We start from the raw sequence: 21437 nt of genomic DNA on the forward strand, positions 1-21437 counted from the left end.
ATGGACAACGGCATCCGTCGCCCGGCGAATTCACCGGCCCCCTCCAGCAGAACTCTCCGGCCCCGTCCGGCGGAACGCGGTCCGCTGTCCTACGGACAACAGCGGCTGTGGTTCCTGGACCGCTGGATGGGCGGACGCCCGGTCTACAACATCCCGGTCACCCTGCGGTTCATCGGGCCACTTCCCGAGGATGCCGAGGAGCGGCTGCCGGCCGCCGTGAACGCGGTGGCGGCCGGCCAGGACGTGCTGTTCACGGTGATCGGGGAGGACGGCGGCGGGGAACCGCGGCAGCGGGTCCTGGAGGACCGCCGGGTCCCGGGGCGGCTGCTGGACCTCGCCGCGGACGGGAGCGGTGAGGACGTCGCACAGCGGAGGGCGCGTGCCGAGGCGCTGGTGAAGGCCGAGGCGCTGGTCCCCTTCGACCTGGCGACCGGGCCGATGGTGCGGTATGTGCTGCTGCGGATCGCGGACGACGAACTGTGGCTGCACCTGACGTTCCATCACATCGCCTGTGACGGCTGGTCGGTGGAGGTCTTCCAGCGTCACCTGCTCGCCGCCTGGGAACAGGGGGAGGCGGCGGGCGGTGCCGCGGTGGCGCCGGAGGTGCAGTTCGCGGACTACGCGCTGTGGCAGCGGGAGACGGTCGCCGGCCCCCGGGCGGACAAGGCGCTGGCGGCCTGGGAGAAGGCACTCGACGGTGCTCCCGAGGTGCTGGATCTCGGAACGGGCAGGCCCCGCCCGGCCGAGCAGAGCCACCGGGGCCGGACGCGCTCGTACCCTCTGACCGGGGTGCCCCTGCGGGAGCTGGAGACCTTCGCGGCGGACCAGAACGTCACCCTGTACATGGTGCTGCTGGCCTCCTTCCAGGCGCTGGTGGCGCGGCATTCGGGCAGCACGGACATCGTGCTGGGCTCGCCGGTGGCCGGGCGCGGGCTGCCCCGGCTGAACGAGCTGGTGGGGTTCTTCGCCGATTCGCTGGTGGTGCGCACCGACCTGTCGGACGATCCTTCCTTCCGGTCCCTGGTCCAGCGCTCGCGGACCGGGGTGCTGGACGCCCTGGGCCGCAGCAGGGTGCCCTTCGATGTGGCGGTGCAGCGGCTGCGGCCGGAGCGCTCCCTCAGCCACACGCCGGTGGTGCAGGTGGTGTTCGCCCTGCACGAGGAGGAACCGGACACAACGCTGCCGGACGGGGTCGCGGTGCGGCGCACGATGGTGCCGACGGACACGGCGAAATTCGACCTGACCTGGTCGGTGTACCGGGGGCCCGGCGGGCTGCGGCTGGAGGTGGAGTACGCCACCGACCTGTTCGACGCGGCGGACGTGGCGACGCTGGTCGACCACTGGCGCACGCTGCTCGGCCACGCCGTGACGGAGCCGGATCTGCCGGTGAGCCGGCTGGAGCTGATGCCCCCTGCCGAGCGGGAGTTGGTGGGCTCCTGGGCGGGAAGTGACCTCGTGTGCGCGGCGGGGCTGCTGCACGAACAGGTCGCCGCGCGGGCCGCCCAGGACCCGGACGCGATCGCGGTGGTCTGCGGGGAGGACCGGCTCACGTACCGGGATCTCGATCGACGGGCCAACGCGCTCGCCCACGCTCTGATCGACCGGGGAGTGGGCGCGGAGACACCGGTGGGCCTGCTCATCGACCGCTCGGCGGAGGCCGTCGTCGCCGCGCTGGGCGTGCTGAAGGCCGGCGGCGTGTACGTGCCGCTGGACACCACCTTCCCCGCCGAACGCCTGCGGCACATGCTCACCGAGACCGCCGCACCGCTGGTGCTGACCCGGAACACCACCGCACCCGAAGGGCCCTGGGCCGCCCTCGACCTCGCTACGGTGGACGGGGAGCCACCGGCGGCGGACACCGCGCCGCGGACCGCACCGATCTCCCCCGACCGGGCGTGCTACGTCATCTTCACGTCCGGGTCGACGGGCCGGCCCAAGGGCACCACCGTCACCCACCGCAACGTCACCCGGCTGTTCACCGCCGCGCGCAGCGCACTCGAACTACGCCCCGACGACGTGTGGAGCCAATTCCACAGCTTCGCCTTCGACTTCTCCGTCTGGGAGATCTGGGGCCCCCTCACCACCGGCGCCCGCCTGGTCATCGTCCCGCGCGAGACGGCCCGCGACACCCACGCCTTCCACGCCCTGCTGGGCCGGGAGAACGTCACCGTCCTCAGTCAGACGCCCACCGCGTTCCGTCACCTGGAGGCCGTCGACGCGGAGCGCGGCGAACCGCTGGCGCTGCGCGCGGTGGTGTTCGGGGGTGAGCAGCTGCACCAGCCCTCGGTCCGCGCCTGGGCCGGCCGGCACGGCTACGACTCCCCCGCCCTGATCAACATGTACGGCATCACCGAAACCACCGTCCACGTCACCCACATCCGCCTGACCGAGGAGGATCTCCGCCACAGCACGGCCCCGATCGGGCCGGCGCTGCCCGACATGACGATCCGGGTGCTCGACCGGCACGGCCGGCCGGCGCCGATCGGTGTCACGGGCGAGTTGTACGTGGGGGGTGCCGGTGTGACCCGGGGGTACACGGGCCGCCCGGGGCTGACGGCGGACCGCTTCGTCCCCGATCCCTACGGCCCGCCCGGCAGCCGCCTGTACCGCACCGGCGACCTGGCCCGCTGGACGCCGCAGGGGTCCCTGCACCACCAGGGACGTTCCGACCAGCAGATCAAGGTGCGCGGCCACCGGCTGGAACCCGCCGAGATCGAAACCGCACTCCAGCAACACCCACACATCGCCCAGGCCCACCTCACCCACACCCACCCCGACACCCTCACCGCCTACCTCACCACCACCACCACCGGACAACCCCTCAACACCACCGAGCTGCGGACCTGGCTCACCGCCGAACTGCCGCCGTACGCCATCCCGCACCACTTCGTCCACCTCGCCCAGCTGCCCCTCACCCCGCAGGGCAAGATCGACACCCGTGCACTCCCCGCCCCCGATCAGGAACGGCCGGAGCTCGGGCAGGAGTACGCCGCACCGCAGGGTCCCGTGGAGGAGCTTCTCGCCGACATCCTGAGTGAGGTCCTCGGTGTGCGCCGGGTGGGACGGCTCGACTCGTTCTTCGACCTGGGCGGCGACTCCATCCGCGCCCTTCAGGTCCTGGGGCGGGCCAAGGCCGGCGGGGTGTCCTTCGCCCTCCAGGACCTGTTCCGGCACCCGACCGCCGCCGGACTGGCGGGGGTCTGCTCCGTCACCACGCCCACGGACGGACAGGAGGACGGGGCGCGGGGCCCGGCCGCGGCGCCGGAGCCGTTCTCGCTGCTGACCGCCGGGGACCGGGCCCGGCTGCCCGAGGGACTCACCGACGCCTACCCGATGGCCGAACTCCAGGTCGGCATGGTCTACGAGATGGAGTTCGACCCCGACCGGCGGCCGTACCACAACGTCGACAGCCTGCGGATCATCGGCCCGTTCGACGAGGCGGCCTTCCGCGAGGCGGTGGCCCGGGTCGTCGCCCGGCATCCCATCCTGCGCACGTCCTTCGACCTGAGCGGCTACAGCGAGCCCCTGCAACTGGTGCACGCGCACGCCGAGATGCCGTTCACCGTGGTCGACGTGCGGGAGCTGGACGACGCGGCCCAGGAGGGGGTCATCGCCGACTATGTGCGGACGGAGCGGGCACACCGTTTCGACCACGCGCACCCGCTGCTGCTGCGCTTCGGCCTGCACCGGCTGGCGGACGAGGTGTTCCAGTGGACCATCACCGAGCACCACGCCATTTTCGACGGGTGGAGCCTGCATTCCACGCTCTCCGAAATCACCTCGCTCTATCAGGAACTGCTGGCGGGGGGTGACCCCCGTCCGGAGCCGCCGCGGTCCACCTACCGCGACTTCATCGCGGCGGAGAAGGCCGCGATGACCTCGCGGGAGAGCGAGGAGTTCTGGCTGGAGCGGGTCGGGGACCGTCCGGACTGCCGGCTGCCGCGCCGCCCGGTGGACGCCCCGTCCGTGCTTGCCGGGCAGGCGATGCCCGACGAATGGCGGGTGCACAACGAGGCCGAGGGCTACGGCTCGGTGGAGACCCTGCTGCCGCAGGAGGTGTGCGACGGCCTCCAGGAGGTCGCGCGGCACTGCGGGGTGCCGTTCAAGGCGGTGGCGCTGGCGGCTCATCTGCGGGCCATCAGCGTGCTCACCGGCAGTTCGGATCTCCTGGTGGGGCTCACGGCCAACGGCCGGCTGGAGGAGACGGACGGGGCGGAGGCCCGGGGCCTGTTCCTGAACACCGTGCCGTTCCGGCTTCAGCTGCCGACCGGCAGCTGGGCCGATCTGGTGCGGGCGGTCTTCGCGGCCGAACGCGATCTGCTGCCGCACCGCCGCTACCCCCTCGGCGCGCTCCAGCGCGGGCTCGGCGGGGGCCCGCTGTTCGAGGTGAACTTCGTCTACAACCACTTCCATGTGCTGAGCAAGGCCTTCGGTGCGGACCGGATCCGGATCGAGGACGGCAAGATCGACAGCTTCAGCACGGTCCGGGCCGAGCCCACCAATTTCCCGCTGAACGTGGGGATCATCCGTAATCCGTACTCCTCGCGGCTGCTGCTGGGGCTGGACTACCACCCGGATGTGCTGACGCAGGATCAGGTGCTGCTGCTGCGCGACGTGTACGTGCGCGTGATGCGCGCCATGGTCGCCGACCCGGGCGCGCCGCACCGGCAGGCGCCGCTGGTGGGCGATGCCGAACTGGCCGTGATCGCCTCCTGGCAGGGGCCGCGCACGGAGGTGCCGCCGGTGCCGGTGCACGAGATGGTCGCCGCCCGGGCCGCCGCCACGCCCGACGCGGTCGCCGTCGTCGCCGGGGACCAGCGGCTCACGTACGCCGAACTGAATCTGCGCGCCAACCGGCTCGCCCACCGCCTGCGTGACCTCGGTGTCGAACCCGACGTGTGCGTCGGCCTGTGCGCCGAACGCTCCCTGGAGATGGTCACCGCGCTGCTCGGCATCCTCAAGGCCGGCGGGATCTACGTCCCCCTGGACCCCGAATTCCCGGCCGCCCGGCTGGAGTACATGCTCAAGCAGGTCGCCGCGCCGCTGGTGCTGACGACGGAGCGGGTCGCGGACCGGGTGCCGGACGGGCCGTGGGACGTCCTGGACCTGGAACGGCCGCAGCCGGCCGGCCCCGGGCGGGACTCCGACCCGGTCAGCGGGGTCGGCCCCGACAACGGCTGCTATGTCATCTTCACCTCCGGCTCCACCGGCCGGCCCAAGGGAGTGCTGACACGGCACCGAAACGTCACCGAACTCCTGCACGGGGCACCGTTCCTGACGCTGGACGGCGCGGACACGCTGTTGCAGCTGGCACCGCTGCCGTTCGACAACTCGACGTTCGAGGTGTGGGCCCCGCTGGTCGGCGGCGCCCGGCTGGTGATGGCTCCGCCGATCTCCTACGGACCCGCCGACATCGCCCGCTGGGTCCAGGAGCACGAGGTGACCGTGCTGCACGCCACGGCCTCGCTGTTCACCCTGCTCGTCGACCACGAACCCGCCACCTTCGACGGATTGCGGCGCTTCCTCACCGGAAGCGAGACCGTCTCCCCCCAGCACGCCGCACGCGTCCTCCAGCGCTGCCCGGAGCTGGAGCTCGTCAACTGCTGGGGTCCCACCGAGACCACGACGTTCTCCGTCTGCGGCGCCTACACCCGGCACACGCTCCCCGACGGACCGCTGCCGCTCGGCTCCCCACTGGTCAACACCGAGGTCCACGTCCTGGACGAGGCGGGCCTGCCCACCCCCATCGGGACACCGGGCGAACTGTACGTATCCGGCCCCTGCCTGGCGCGCGGCTACCTCAACAACCCGACCATGACGGCCGAACGCTTCCTCCCCCACCCCCACCACCCCGGCCGCCGCCTCTACCGCACCGGCGACCGCGGACGCTGGACCCACCGGGGCGCCGTCGAATTCCTCGGCCGCGTCGACCACATGATCAAGATCCGCGGCTACCGCATCGAACTCGGCGAGGTGGAGACGGCGCTGCGCGCCCACCCTCAGGTGCGGGAGTGTGTGGTGGTGGCCCGGCAGGACGGTACGGGCCCGGCGGACCTGGTCGGCTATCTGGTGCCGCACGAGCCGGCACCCACCCGGGGCGAGCTGCGTGGCTGGCTCGGCGAACGGCTGCCCGGGTACATGGTGCCCCGGCAGTTCGTGTTCCTCGACGCCCTGCCGCTGACCCCGCGCGCCAAGGTGGACCGCCGCGCCCTGCCGGCCCCGGACGGCGAACGCCCCGACCTCGTCGAAGCCTTCGACCCGCCGCAGGGCGAGACGGAGCAGCACCTCGCCGCCATCTGGCGGCAGGTCCTCGGCATCGACCGTGTCGGCCGCCACGACAACTTCTTCGACCTGGGCGGCGACTCCATCCGCAGCATCCAGATCCTGGGCCAGGCGCGGAGTGCCGGTCTGCGGTTCGCGCTCCAGGAGGTGACGCGCCGCCCCACACTCGCCGAGCTGGCCCAGGCCGTGACCCGGGACGAGGGTGGGGACGGCGGCACGCGGGCGGCGGACGCCGAACGGCAGGCGCCGTTCGCCCTGCTCTCCCCCGAGGACCGGGCCGCCCTGCCCGAGGGCCTCGACGACACCTACCCCATGGCCCAGTTGCAGATCGGCATGGTCTACGAGCAGGAACGCGACCGGGAGCGGGCCCCGTACCACAATGTGCACTCCGTACGGCTGGCAGGACCGTTCGACGAGGCCGCCTTCCGCGAGGCCCTCGCGCGCACCGTGGCCCGGCACCCCGTCCTGCGCACCTCCTTCGAACTGAGCGGCTGCTCCGTCCCGGTGCAGCTCGTCCACGCCCACGCCGTGACGCCCCTGGAGGTGACGGACCTGCGGGGCCTGGACGACGCGGCCCGGCACGCCGCGCTCGCCGGGCACCTGGAACACGAGCGCAAGCGTCCGCTCACCCTGTCCGAGGCACCGCTGTGGCGCATGACGGTGCATCTTCTGAGCGATGACGCCTTCCAGTGGACCGTCACCGAACACCACGCCATCCTTGACGGCTGGAGTCTGGCCTCCACCCTCACCGAGATCGGCGCCGCCTACGACGCCCTGCGCGCCGGGGACCACACCCGGCACGCGGCGCCGCGTTCCACCTTCCGCGACTTCATCGCCGCCGAACGCGCCGCGCTCACCTCCGCGGAGACCCGCGACTACTGGCACCGGCTGCTCGCCGACCGGCCCGACAGCCGGCTCCCCGCCACGGGCCTGCCGGGTGCGGCCGGGGCCGGGGACGAGACGCACCAGCACGACGAGGCCCAGGGGTACGGCGCGCTCAGCACGGTGCTGCCCGCCGCGCTGCTCGGCCGGCTCGACGCCCTGGCCCGCAGCGCGCGGGTGCCGTTCAAGTCCGTCGTCCTGGCGGCACATCTGCGGGTGCTGAGCCTGCTCACCGGCAACTGCGACGTCGTCTCCGGGCTGACGACGCACGGCCGGCTGGCGGAGGCCGACGCCACCGAGGCACGCGGCCTGTTCCTCAACACCCTGCCGTTCCGGCTGCGGCTGCCCGGCGGAAGCTGGACCGACCTGGTGCGGGCCGTCTTCGCCCGGGAGCAGGAGACACAGCCGCACCGCCGCTACCCGATGGCGGCCATCCAGCGGGAGCTGGGCGGCGATCCGCTGTTCGAGGTCAGCTTCGTCTACAACCACTTCCACCAGCTGACGGCGGCCACCGAGGGCCCGGGGATGTCGCTGACACAGGGCGAGGCGGACGTCCGGGGCGGTATGGCCCGTACCCACTTCCCGCTGGTGGTCGCCATCAGCAGAGGGCTGGAGACCGAAGGGCTGCGGCTGGAGTTCGAGTACGACGCGCGGCTGCTGGCGCGGGGCCGCGCCGCCGCGCTGCGGGACGCGTACACCCGGGTGCTGGAGACGATGGTGGCCGACCCGGAGGCGCCGCACCGGCGGGCTCCGCTGGTGGCGGACGCCGAGGCGCGGATGATCGCCTCCTGGCAGGGGCCGCGGGTCGAGGTGCCGGCGGTGCCGGTGCACGAGATGGTCGCCGGCCGGGCCGCCGCCGCACCCGACGCGGTCGCCGTCGTCGCCGGGGACCGGCAGCTCACCTACGGCGAACTGAACGTCCGGGCCAACCGGCTCGCCCACACCCTGCGGGACCTCGGCGTCGGACCGGATGTGTGTGTCGGCCTGGGTGCCGAACGCTCCCTGGAGATGGTCATCGCGCTGCTCGGTATCCTCAAGGCCGGCGGCACCTACGTCCCCCTGGACCCCGAACTCCCGGCCGCCCGGCTGGACGGGATGCTGCGCGCGTGCGGGGCCACCGTGCTGCTGGCGACGGAGGCCGCGCGGGACCGGATACCGGACGGCCCGTGGACGGTCCTGCCCGTGACGGTGGCCGAGGACGCGGGCGGTGATCCGCTGCGTGACGCCGACCCGGTGAGCGGGGTGGGCCCGGACCACGGGGCGTACATCGTCTTCACCTCGGGCTCCACCGGCCGGCCCAAGGGGGTGGTGACCCGGCACCGCAATGTCACCGAACTCCTGCACGGCGGCGAGAGCATGGTGCTGCGGCAGCAGGACGTCCTGCTGCAGATCGCCCCGTCCTCCTTCGACGTGGCCACGTTCGAGGTGTGGGCCCCGCTGGTGAGCGGCGCCCGGCTGGTGTTGGCTCCGCCGATCTCCTACGGGCCGGCGGACATCGCCCGCTGGGTCCGCGCGCACGGGGTCACCGTGCTGCACGCCACGGCCTCGCTGTTCGCGCTGCTCGTCGATCACGAACCCGCCACCTTCGACGGATTGCGGCGCTTCCTCACCGGGAGCGAGACCGTCTCCCCGCAGCACGCCCGCCGGGTGCTCGAACGCCACCCGGGTCTGGAGCTCGTCAACTGCTGGGGGCCGACGGAGACCACCACGTTCTCCGTCTGCGGCACCTTCACCCACGGGAACGTGCCCGAGGGGCCGCTGCCGCTCGGCTCCCCCCTGGCCAACACCGAGGTCCACGTCCTGGACGAGGCCGGCCTGCCGACCCCGATCGGGACGCCCGGCGAACTTTACGTATCCGGCCCCTGCCTGGCGCGCGGCTATCTCGACAACCCGGCGCTCACGGCCGAACGCTTCCTCCCCCACCCGCACCGCCCCGGGCGCCGGCTGTACCGCACCGGGGACCGCGGGCGCTGGAGCCCGCACGGCACACTCGAATTCCTCGGCCGCGTCGACCACATGATCAAGATCCGCGGCTACCGCATCGAACTCGGCGAGATCGAGGCCGCGCTGCGCGAGCAGCCCGAGATCCAGACGTGCGTGGTCACCGCTCGCGGCGACGGGCGGACGCCGGGGGTGGTCACGGACCTGGTCGGGTACGTCGTGCCGCGGCCCGGCGAGACGGCGCCGCCCGACCTGCTGCGGTCGCGGCTGGCGGCACGGCTGCCCGGGTACATGGTGCCGCAGCGCTTCGTCACCCTGGACGCACTGCCGCTGACCCCGAACGCCAAGGTGGACCGCGCCGCCCTGCCCGCGCCTGCCGCCGAACGGCCCTCCCTCGTCCAGCCCTTCGACCCGCCACGGGGCGAGGCGGAGCAGCGCCTCGCCGCCATCTGGCAGCAGGTCCTCGGTATCGACCGCGTCGGCCGCCACGACAATTTCTTCGACCTGGGCGGCGACTCCATCCGCAGCATCCAGGTGCTGGGCCACGCCCGGGACGCGGGGCTGGTCTTCGCCCTCCAGGATCTGCTCGACCACCCCACCCCGGCCGCGCTGGCCGTCGCCGCCGCCCAGGCTCCGCCGGGAGCGGAGGCCGGTGCGCAGCCCCGTTCCGCCGAGCCGTTCGACCTGCTCACGCCCGAGGACCTGGCCACCCTGCCTGACGGGCTCGACGACGCCTACCCCATGGGGGAACTCCAGATCGGCATGGTCTACGAGCAGGAGCGCTCACCGGGCCGCAACCCGTACCACAACGTGGAGACCCTGCGGCTGAGCGGACCGTTCGACGAGGCCGCCTTCCGCGAGGCCCTCGCGCGCACCGTGGCCCGGCACCCCGTCCTGCGTACCTCCTTCGACCTCGACGGCCGTTCCGAGCCGCTGCAACTGGTCCACCGCACCGCCCAGACACCGCTGACCGTCACGGACATCCGGGGACTGGACGAGCCGGACCGGCAGATGGTGCTGACCGAGTACATCCGCGCGGAGCGGGACGCGGCGCTCCCGCTGGACCGGGCGCCGCTGTGGCGGATGGCGGTGCACGTCCTGACCGACGACGCCTTCCAGTGGACCGTCACCGAACACCACGCCATCCTCGACGGCTGGAGTCTGGCCTCCACGCTCACCGAGATCAGCGCCGCCTACCGTGTGCTGCAGACCGGGGCCGACATCCGGCACGCGGCGCCTCGTTCCACCTTCCGCGACTTCATCGCCGCCGAACGCGCCGCGCTGGCCTCCCCCGACAGCGAACGGTTCTGGCTCGATCTGCTGGCCGACCGGCCGGACCTGCGGCTGCCCCGGGTCGGCATCGCCCGGATCCCGGGCGCACCGGCACCGGTGGTGCCCGGCGAGCGGTGGCGCACGGACGCGGCGGCGGGCCGGGGCGCGCTGGAGACGCCGCTGGGCGCGGAGCTGGCGGGCGCGCTGGAGGCGTTCGCCCGGCGGGCCGGGGTGCCCTTCAAGTCGGTGCTGATGGCGGCGCATCTGCGGGTGCTGGCGGTGGCCGGCGGGAGCCCGGACGTGGTCACCGGGCTGTCGTCGAACGGCCGGCTGGAGGAGGCCGACGCCACCGAGGCACGCGGCCTGTTCCTCAACACCCTGCCGTTCCGGCTGCGGCTGCCCGGCGGAAGCTGGACCGATCTGGCGCGCGCCACGCACGCGGCGGAGCGGGCGACGCATCCGCACCGGCGGTACCCGATGGCGGCGATGCGGCGGAAGCTGGGCGGCGCACCGCTGTTCGCGGCCGGGTTCGTCCACCACCACTTCCATCAGCTGGACGGCACAGGCCCCGGCGGTGCCCCCTTCGACGCGGGGGCCCAGGAGCAGCCGGTGACGGGGGCGGGGTGGACCACCCTTCCGCTGCTGGTGTCGCTGAGCCGGGAGCCGGGGGCGGCCGGACTGCGGCTAAACCTGGAGTACGACGCCACCGAGCTGACGGCCGAGCAGGCCGGCTGGCTGCGCGACGCGCATGTGCGGGCGCTGGAGGCGATGGCGGCGGAACCGGAGGCGCCGTACGGTCCGGTGTCCCTGATACCGGAGCCGGAGCGGGAGTTGGTGGCCTCCTGGGTGGGTGGTGGCACCGTGTGCGCGGCGGGGCTGCTGCACGAACAGGTCGCCGCGCGGGCCGCCCAGGACCCGGACGCGATCGCGGTGGTCTGCGGGGAGGACCGGCTGACGTACCGGGACCTCGACCGACGGGCCAACGCGCTCGCCCACACTCTGATCGAACGGGGAGTGGGCGCGGAGACACCGGTGGGCCTGCTCATCGACCGCTCGGCGGAAGCCGTCGTCGCCGCGCTGGCCGTCCTGAAGGCCGGCGGCGTGTACGTACCCCTGGACACCACCTTCCCCGCCGAACGCCTGCGGCACATGCTCACCGAGACCGGCGCACCGCTGGTGCTGACCCGGGACACCACCGCACCCGAAGGGCCCTGGGTCCACTTCGACCTCGGGTCGTTCCGGGAGACCGCCGAGGAAGCCCCCGCCGTGGCGGTCGATCCGGAGAACGCCTGCTACGTCATCTTCACGTCCGGGTCGACGGGCCGGCCCAAGGGCACCACCGTCACCCACCGCAACGTCACCCGGCTGTTCACCGCCGCGCGCAGCGCACTCGAACTCCGCCCCGACGACGTGTGGAGCCAATTCCACAGCTTCGCCTTCGACTTCTCCGTCTGGGAGATCTGGGGCCCCCTCACCACCGGCGCCCGCCTGATCATCGTCCCGCACGAGACGGCCCGCGACACCCACGCCTTCCACGCCCTGGTGCGCTCGCAGGGGGTGACGGTGCTGAGCCAGACGCCGACGGCGTTCCGGGCGTTCGAGGAGGTGGATGCCGCAGCCGGCCAGGAGACGGCGCTGCGCGCGGTGGTGTTCGGGGGTGAACAGCTGCACCAGCCCTCGGTCCGCGCCTGGGCCGGCCGGCACGGCTACGACTCCCCCGCCCTGATCAACATGTACGGCATCACCGAAACCACCGTCCACGTCACCCACATCCGCCTCACCGAGGAAGATCTGGCCGGGGCGACCGCCCCGGTCGGGCGAGGGCTGCCGGATCTGCGGGTGTACGTCCTGGACGCCGCGGGTGAGCCGGTTCCGCTGGGTGTGACCGGCGAGCTGTATGTGGGGGGTGCCGGTGTGACCCGGGGGTACACGGCCCGCCCGGCGCTGACGGCGGACCGCTTCGTCCCCGATCCCTACGGCCCGCCCGGCAGCCGCCTGTACCGCACCGGCGACCTCGCTCACTGGACACCGCAGGGCACCCTCCACCACCAGGGACGCTCCGACCAGCAGATCAAGGTGCGCGGCCACCGGCTGGAACCCGCCGAGATCGAGGCGGCGCTCCAGCAACACCCGCACATCGCCCAGGCCCACCTCACGCACGCCCACCCCGATACCCTCACCGCCTACCTCACCAACACCACCGGACAGCCCCTCAACACCACCGAGCTGCGGACCTGGCTGACGGCCGAACTGCCGCAGTACGCCATCCCCCACCACTTCGTCCACCTCACCCACCTGCCCCTCACCCCCCAGGGCAAGATCGACACCCGCGCCCTCCCCGCACCACCCACCGACCGGCCCGAGCTGGCCGTGGAGTACGAGGAGCCCCGGCCCGGCCACGAGGAGGCACTGGCCGCCGTGTGGCGCGGGGTCCTGGGCACCGAGCGGATCGGCCGGCACGACTCCTTCTTCGACCTGGGCGGCGACTCCATCCGCGCCATCAGACTGCTCGGACGCGCCAGGGTGGCGGGCCTGCGGTTCGCGATGCCCGAGCTGCTGGAACGGCCGACCGTGGCGCGGCTGGCCGAGGTGACCACGGTCGTGGCGGCCCGGGAGCCGGGCACCGGCGACGAGGGCGCGTTCTCGCTGCTCTCCCCCGAGGACCGGGCCCGCCTGCCCGAGGGACTCACCGACGCCTACCCGATGGCCGAACTCCAGGTCGGCATGGTCTACGAGATGGAGTCGGACCCGGACCGGCTGCCGTACCTGAACGTGGAGACGCTGCGGCTGCCCGGGGCGTTCGACGAGGCGGCCTTCCGGCGGGCGGTGGGCCTGGCGGTGGCCCGGCATCCGGCGCTGCGCACCTCCTTCGACCTCACCGGCTACGCGGAACCGATGCAGTTGGTGCACCGGGAGGCCCCGGCGCCGCTGACGGTGATCGATCTGCGCGACCTGGACGAGGCGGGGCGGCGGACCGCACTGGTGGCGTACGTCGAGAACGAACGGCGGCGTCCGTTCGTGCTGGAGTCGGCGCCGCTGTGGCGGATGACGGTCCACGTGCTCACCGACACCGCCTTCCAGTGGAGCGTCACCGAACACCACGCCGTGCTCGACGGCTGGAGCCTGGCCTCCACCCTCACCGAGATCCACGGTCACTACCGTGAGCTGCTCGCGGGCGGTACGCCGCGACCCGAGCCGGTCCGGTCCCGCTACCGGGACTTCGTCGCCGCCGAGCGGGCCGCGCTGGCGTCCGGCGCCACCCGTGACTTCTGGCACCGGCGGCTGGCCGGCCGGCCCGAGGCGCGGCTGCCGCGCCGTGCGGCGGGACTCGCACCGGTGCCGCTCGGGGAACACGTCGTGGGCGAGAGCCACGAGCGCGACGAGGCGGCCGGGCACGGTGTGCTGAGCACGCCGGTGCCCGCCGCGACGGCCGCCGGGCTCGACGCGGTGGCGCGCCGGTGCGGCGTGCCGTTCAAGTCGGTGGTCCTGGCCGCGCACCTGCGGGCGGTGGGTCTGGCGACCGGCGACCCGGACGTCCTGGTGGGGCTCACGGCCAACGGCCGGCTGGAGGAGACGGACGGCGAAGAGGCCCGGGGCCTGTTCCTGAACACCGTGCCCTTCCGGCTCGCGCTCGCCCCGGGCAGCTGGGCCGATCTGGTACGGGCGGTGTTCGCCGCCGAACGCGCGCTGCTGCCGCACCGGCGCTACCCGATGGCGGCGCTCCAGCGTGAGCTGGGCGGTGGCTCGCTGTTCGACGCGAGCTTCACGTACAACCACTTCCACCAGTTCGGGGCGCTGGCCCAGGAGGTGTCCGACACCGAGGCGGCGGAGCAGGACGTCGCGGGCACCGGGCGCACCAACTTCGTGCTGGGCGTGACAGTCAGCCGGGACGCGGGGACGCAGGAGCTGCGTCTCGAGCTGGAGTACGACGCACGACGGCTGAGCGCGGATCAGGTGACGGTCGTGCGGGACTACCATCTGCGCGCCCTGCGCGCGATGGCGGCGGAGCCGGACGCCCCGCACGAGGAGGCGGTGCTGCTCGGCACGGCGGAGCGCGACCTGCTGGAGGCGTGGAGCGGCCGGGACGGGACGCGGGACGGCGCCCGGGTGCCGGTGCACGCGATGCTGCGGGCCCAGGTGGCCGCCGGTCCGGAGGCCGTCGCGCTGGAGGACGGCGCGCGGCGGGTGACGTTCGCCGCGCTGGACGCGGACAGCGACCGGCTGGCCGGCCGGCTGCTGCGGGCCGGGGTGGGGCGGGGCGACCTGGTCGGGATCTGCCTGCCGGCCGGGCGGGGCGCGGTCACGGCCGTGTGGGCGGTGTGGAAGGCGGGGGCGGCGTTCGTCCCGCTGGATCCCGAACTGCCTCCGGGCCGACTGCGGCTGATGGCCCAGGACGCCGGGCCGGTCGTCCTGGTCACGGGGGACGACGGTGCCGGGTCGGTGCCGGAGGGCTTCCCGAGGCTGCCGTGGTCCGGCCCGGACGACGGCCCGGCGGATGCGGAGGAGCAGGGGCCGGTCACCGTCACCGAACGGGACCTGGCCTATGTGATGTACACCTCCGGCACCTCGGGGGCGCCCAAGGGGGTGGCCGTCGAGCACGGCGCGCTGTCTCACTACGCCACCGGACTACTGCTGCCCCGGCTGCGCGAGGCGGCCCCCGGCGGGGAACGGCTGCGGGTGGCCCTGGGGACCTCGGCCTTCCTGTCGGACTTCTTCCTGGAACAGGTGCTGGCGCTGCTGGACGGCCACACGCTGCTGGTGCTCTCCGGGACCGAGGGCCGCGACCCGCGGCAGCTGGTGGCGCGGGCCCAGGACGCGGGGCGGGCGGCCGGGGTCATCGGCGCCACGACGGCGCAGGTGCAACTCATGGTGGAGGCGGGGCTGCTGGACGCGCCCCATCCGCCGCGGCTGGTGACGCTGGGCGGCGAGGCCTGCCCGCCGGACCTGTGGGCGGCGCTGGCCGCCCGGCCGGGGACGATCGCGCACAACACCTACGGTCCGACGGAGGCCACGGTCGATGTGACCGGGATCCGGGTGAGTGAACATCAGGATCCGGTGATCGGCAGGCCGCTGGGCGCCGTCCGCGTACGGGTGCTGGACGCGGCGCTGCGCGAGGTGCCGCCCGGCGCCACGGGTGAGCTGTATCTGGGCGGCCCGGCCGTGGCACGGGGCTACCGGGGCCGGCCGGAGCTGACGGCGGACGTGTTCGTCCCCGACCCCTGGGGGCCGCCGGGGGCCCGGCTGTACCGGACCGGTGACCTGGTGCGGTACGGCGCGGGCGGACTGCTGGAGTTCGCCGGCCGGGCGGACCAGCAGCTGAAGATCTCGGGCCAGCGGGTGGAGCCCGCCGAGATCGAGGCGGTGCTGCGTTCCCATCCGGGGGTCTCGGCCGCGGCGGTCACCGCGCACCGCGACGGCACGGCGCCGGGAGCCCGTACGACGCTGGTGGCCCACGTGGTGCCGGCCGGAGCGGCCCCCGACGACGCCGGGCTGACGGCGTATCTGGCCGACCGGCTGCCCGCGGTCGCCGTGCCCTCGGTCCTGCGCACGGTCGCCGGACTGCCGCTCACGGCGGTCGGCAAACTGGACCGGGAGGCGCTGCGGCGGGCCGCCGGCACCCCGCGTGCGGCGCTGCGGCACGGCGGCCCGCCGGTGACGCCGACGCAGCGGCGGGTGGCGGCGGTGTGGTGCCAGGTGCTGGGGCTGACCGAGGTCGGGATCGAGGACGACTTCGTGGCGCTGGGCGGGCACTCGCTGCTGGCGGTGCGGCTGGTGATGCGGCTGGGCACCGAGTTCGGGATCCGGGTGCGGCTGCACGAGGTGTTCGAACGCCCCACGGTGGCCGCGATGGCCCGGCTGCTGGAGGAGCACACGGCGCGCGGCACCACCGCCGCCGGTCCGATCGTGCGGGCCGCGCGGGCCCCCGGGGAGGCGCTGCCCGCGTCGTACGCCCAGGAGCGGTTGTGGTTCCTGTGGCATCTGGCACCGGACAGCCCCACGTACCACGTGACCTGGGCGCGCGATGTCGAGGGGGAGCTGGACGTGGCGCGGCTGGGCGCGGCCGTGGACGCGCTGATCGGGCGGTTCGAGGCGCTGCGCACCACCTTGGACACGGACGCGGACGGGGCCGTGGTGCAGCGGGTCGGGCCGGCCTGGAGCTGCGGTCTGGCCGCCGGTGAGTGCCCGCCCGGGGAGGTGACGGCGCGGCTGTCGGCGCTGGTGGCCGAGCCGTTCGACCTGACCCGGGGCCCGCTGCTGCGGGTGCGGGTGTGGCGGACCGGGCCGCGGCGGCACACGCTGGCGTTCGTCGCGCACCATGTGGCGCTGGACGCCTGGTCGCTGGAGATCTTCGAACGGGAACTGTGGGCGCTGTACCGGGCGGACGGCGATCCCGCGGCGGCCGGGCTGCCCCGGCTGGCGGCGGACTACCCGGACTACACGCGCTGGCAGCGGGAGCTGCTGGCGGAACGGGGCGGCGCCGAGCGGGAGTACTGGACACGGACCCTGGCGGGCGCGGTGCCCGCCGTGCCGCAGCCGGACCGGCCGGCCCCGGAGGAAGGCGGGTTCTCCGGCGACCGGCGCGGGCTGCGGATCCCGGCGGAGCGGGTGGCGTGGCTGACGCAGCTGCGAAGGGACACCGGCAGCACGGCGTTCATGGCGCTGCTGGCGGTCTACTGCCTGCATGTGGCCCGGCACGCGGGCAGCCGGGACGTGACGGTGGGGACACCGGTCTCGGGGCGCTCGCACCCGGACACGGCCGCGCTGGTCGGGTTCTTCGTGAACACGCTGGCGCTGCGGGTGCGCATCGATCCGGAGGAGGACTTCGCCGCCCATCTGGCGCGGGTGCGCACGGCGGTGCTGGAGGCGTTCGCGCACCAGGAGCTGCCGTTCGAGCAGGTGGTGCGGGCGGTGCGCCCGGAGCGGGAGGCGGGCGGCAATCCGCTGTTCCGCACCATGTTCACGCATGTCCCGGCGGCCGGGTCCGGGCGCGCGGACGCCGGGGCGCCCGCCGGCCTGCGGCTGACGGACCGTTCGCTGCCGCCGGGCGGGGCCCACTTCGACCTGTCGCTGGAGGTGACGGAGTCGGCCCGGGCACTGCATCTGGAGCTGACCTTCCGTCCCGAGCTGTACGACGGGGAGACGGCCGAGCAGCTGCTCGCGTCGTTCGCCGGGCTGCTGGAGACGCTGGGCCAGCACCCGGGCGCGCCGCTGCGCGAGGTGCTGGCGGCCGGTGCGGACGAACGCGCACGGCTGGCCGCCTGGCAGGGCCCGGTGCGGGAGGTGTCGCGCAAGCCGGTGCACGAGCTGCTGGCCGAGCGGGTCGCGCTGACTCCGCGCGCGGTGGCGGTGCGGGACGAGGCGGGCGCGCTGACCTTCGCCGCCTTCTGCGCGGCCGTGGACGCGCTGGCGGCGCGGCTGTTGCGGGCCGGGGTGCGCCGCGGGGACGTGGTCGGGGTGTGGCTGCGGCCCGGCCGGGCCGCGCTCACCGCGATCTGGGCGGTGTGGCGGGCGGGTGCCGCGTTCGTGGTGCTCGATCCCGAACTGCCGGTCGCGCGGCAGCGGCTGATGGCCGAGGAGTCGGCGCCGGTCCTGCTGCTCGCCGCCCCGGACGGTGCCGCGGAGCCGCCGCGCGCCGGGGTACCGGTGCTGGTGGTGGGCGCGAAGCCGGAGCCCGGCACGGACCGGGAGGCGGTGGAGTTCCCCGCCGTCGGGCCGCACGATCTGGCCGCGGTGCTGTACACCTCGGGCTCCACGGGACGCCCCAAGGGGGTGCTGATCGAGCACGGCGGGCTGACGGACTTCGCCGAGGCGACGCTGCTCCCCCGGCTGCGGGAGGCGGGCGGCGGGCAACCGCTGCGGATGGCGGCCGGGACCTCGGCGTTCGTCTCCGACTTCTTCCTGGCGCAGATCCTGGCCCTGCTGGACGGGCATCCGCTGACCCTGCTCGGCGCGCCGGAGCGGCGCGATCCACGGCTGCTGGTGGAGCGCGCGCAGCGGCCGGAGACGGCCCTGGACACCCTGGATGTGACGACGGCCCAGGTCCAGCTGATGGTGGAGGCCGGGCTGCTGGACGCCCCGTTCCCGCCGTCGGTGATCGTGCTGGGCGGTGAGGCGTGCCCGCCCGACCTGTGGGCGCTGCTGCGCGATCACCCGAAGGTGACGGCGTTCAACGCGTACGGCCCGAGCGAGACCACGGTGGAGGCGACGTACGCGCCGTTCGCGGGCCGCCCGGCGCCGGTGATCGGCCGGCCGGACGCCAACACCGTGATCCGCGTCCTGGACGCGGCGGGCGATCCGGTGCCGCCCGGGACGCCGGGCGAGATCCACATCGGCGGGGCCGGTGTGGGGCGTGGCTACCTCGGTGATCCGGTGCTGAGCGCCGACCGGTTCGTCCCCGACCCGTGGGGGCCGCCGGGCAGCCGGCTGTACCGCAGCGGGGACCGGGGCCGGTACACGGCGGACGGGATGCTGGAGTTCCTGGGGCGTACCGACGGGCAGGTGAAGATCGCGGGTCAGCGGGTGGAGCCGGCCGAGGTCGAGGCGGCGCTGCGCGGCCATCCGGCGGTCGCCGCCGTGGCGGTGACGGCGCACCACACCGGTGCCGGGTCCCGGCCACGGCTGGTGGCGCACGTGGTGCCGGCAGCGGACACCCTGCCGGAGCCGGCGGCACTGCGGCTCCACCTGGTGCGGCTGCTGCCCGAGGCGGCGATCCCCACCGACGTCGTACGGGTCGACGCGCTGCCCCGGACCGCGAGCGGGAAGCTGGACCGGGCGGCGCTGCGGCTGCCGGGTCCCGACAGCGGCGGACCGGCGCAGGGCCGGGCCCCGCGCACCGGGACCGAGCGGCGGCTGGCCGAGGTGTGGGCCGGGCTGCTGGGCCGGTCCGGGATCGGGGTGCACGAGGACTTCTTCGCGCTGGGCGGGCACTCACTGCTGGCGGTGCGGCTGGCCGAGCGGCTGCGGGAACACTTCGGGGTACGGGTGCCGCTGGCCCGGCTGTACGGGGCGCCGACGGTCGCCGCGCAGGCGGCGTATCTGGACGGCGCGGGCGCGGGCAGCGACCGGGTGGTGCCGCTGGGCGGCACGCCGGGAGCGGTGCCGCTGGTCCTGGCGCATCCGCTGGGCGGCACGCTGTTCGGCTACCGGGAACTGGTGGCGGAGCTGGCCGGGGAGTTCGAGGTGCTGGGCCTGATGGGCGACCCGTGGTCGGGTGCCGCGCCGGGCGGGCTGGACGACCTGGCGACGGCGTACGTACGGGAGCTGGCGCCGCTGCTGGCCGGCCGGGAACCGGTGGTGGTCGCCGGCTGGTCGGCGGGGGGCGCGCTCGCCCACGAGGTCGCGGTCCGGCTGCGGCGGCTGGGCGTCCCGGTCTCCCGGCTGGTCGTCATCGACGCCGAGTCCGGTGTGGCGCCGGGGGCGCCGGACGCGCCGGAGCCGGCGGACGCCGCGCGGGCCGGGGTGACGGTGGAGCGGCTGGAGCGGATCCGCGCGGCGGTGCTGCGCGAGGGCCCGGCGGCGCTGCTGCGCGGCCGGGAGGCCGGCGGGGTGCTGGCGACGCTGGGGGTGGACGCGGCGGCACTGGCCGAACTGGACGGGCCGACCACGGCCACGCTGCTGGCGTACTGGCGTGACCTGCTGGGCGCGCTCGGCCGCTGGCGTCCCGCCCGCTTCGCCGGGGACGCCCGGCTGGTGCTGTCGCTCACCGACGGCGTAGCCGAGCGGGAACGGATCACAGCCGGCTGGCGGGAGCTGACGGGGTCACTGACGGTCGCGCACACGGACGGCGACCACTTCCAGATGCTGCGCCGGCCCTGGGTCGGCGCCGTGGCCGACGCGGTGCGCGATCGGACCGAATCGAGGGGAGCCTGATGGTGCTCGTACTGGGAATCAGCGGTCTGGACCGCACGCGGGCGCTCAAGCGTGAGCTGCTGCCGGGGCTCGACCACCGCGAGCTGCGGCTGGTGCAGGGCCTGGACTCGGCGGCGGCGCTGGTGAGCGAGGACGGGGTGCTCGCCGCCTCCGCGCAGGAGCGGCACGACGGCGACAAGGGCACCGGGGCGTTCCCGATGGACGCCGTCACGGCCTGTCTGCGGATGGCCGGGGTGACCCTGGAAGAGGTCGACGTGGTCGCGCACGGCTTCCGCTACGAGCCGTCGGCCGCGTTCGAACGGGACGCGTACACCCGCCGCTGGTTCGCCGAGGCGTACGCGGAGCGGGTGCAGTGGGAGGTGCTGCGCGAGCACTTCCCCGGCCACGACTGGGAACGCAAGCTGGTGCGGGTGCCGCACCACCTGGCGCACGCGGCCAGCGCCTACTGGCTGAGCGGGTTCGAGACGGCGACGGTGCTGGTGGCCGACGGCATGGGCGAGACCGAGGCGACCTCGGTGCACGCCGGCGACGGCGCGCAGCTGCGGACGCTGCGGCGCTATCCGATCGGCGCCTCGCTGGGCATCCTGTACAGCGTCGTCACCCAGTACCTCGGATTTCTGCCGGGGATGGACGAGTACAAGGTGATGGGCCTCGCCCCGTACGGCGACCGGGGCCGGTTCCCGCAGGCCGACGGCGAGCTGATGCGGCGGCTCGCGAACGGCGGGCTGCACTCCCCGCTGCTGGCGCACGACCGCACGCCGCTGGAGCGGGAGACGCACCGGGGGGTGATCCGCCGGCTGGAGGAGGTGTTCGGCCCGGCCCGGCATCCGCGGGCGCCGCTGGAGCAGCGGCACATGGACGTGGCCGCCACGGTGCAGCACACCCTGGAGGAGAGCCTGCTGCACGTGCTCCGCTCCGCGCGCGAACTGCCCGGCGGTGGCTCGCGGCGGCTGTGCATGGCGGGCGGGGTGGCACTGAACTGCACCGCGAACGGGGTGATCGCCCGCAGCGGCCTGGTGGACGAGGTGTTCGTGCAGCCGGCGTCGGGGGACGACGGAAGCGCCCTGGGGGCCGCGCTGTGGGAGCTGCGGCAGCGCCGTCCGGCCGCGCCGTCCGCCATGACGATGCCGTACTGGGGCGAGGAGTTCGGCACCGCGCAGGTCGCGGCGGCACTGGCGGGTCTTGGCCCG

2 protein-coding genes (1 of these 2 cut by a window edge) are annotated in these 21437 nt (G+C 74.4%); both read left to right on the forward strand.

What is annotated here, in order from left to right:
• The gene (locus H7827_RS01900; protein ID WP_432742114.1) at positions 1–20247 is read left to right on the forward strand and encodes an amino acid adenylation domain-containing protein; all 20247 of its coding nucleotides are present in this window, start codon (positions 1–3) and stop codon (positions 20245–20247) included.
• Positions 20247–21437: the 5' portion of a carbamoyltransferase family protein gene (locus tag H7827_RS01905; protein WP_432742116.1), read on the forward strand. 597 nt of this gene lie beyond the right edge of the window; 1191 of the gene's 1788 nt are visible here — the first part of the coding sequence; its start codon is at positions 20247–20249; its stop codon lies beyond the right edge, outside the window. Before H7827_RS01900 ends, H7827_RS01905 begins: the two co-directional genes overlap by 1 nt.

This window comes from Streptomyces sp. JH002, from assembly GCF_050916115.1.
GTDB lineage: Bacteria > Actinomycetota > Actinomycetes > Streptomycetales > Streptomycetaceae > Streptomyces > Streptomyces xiamenensis.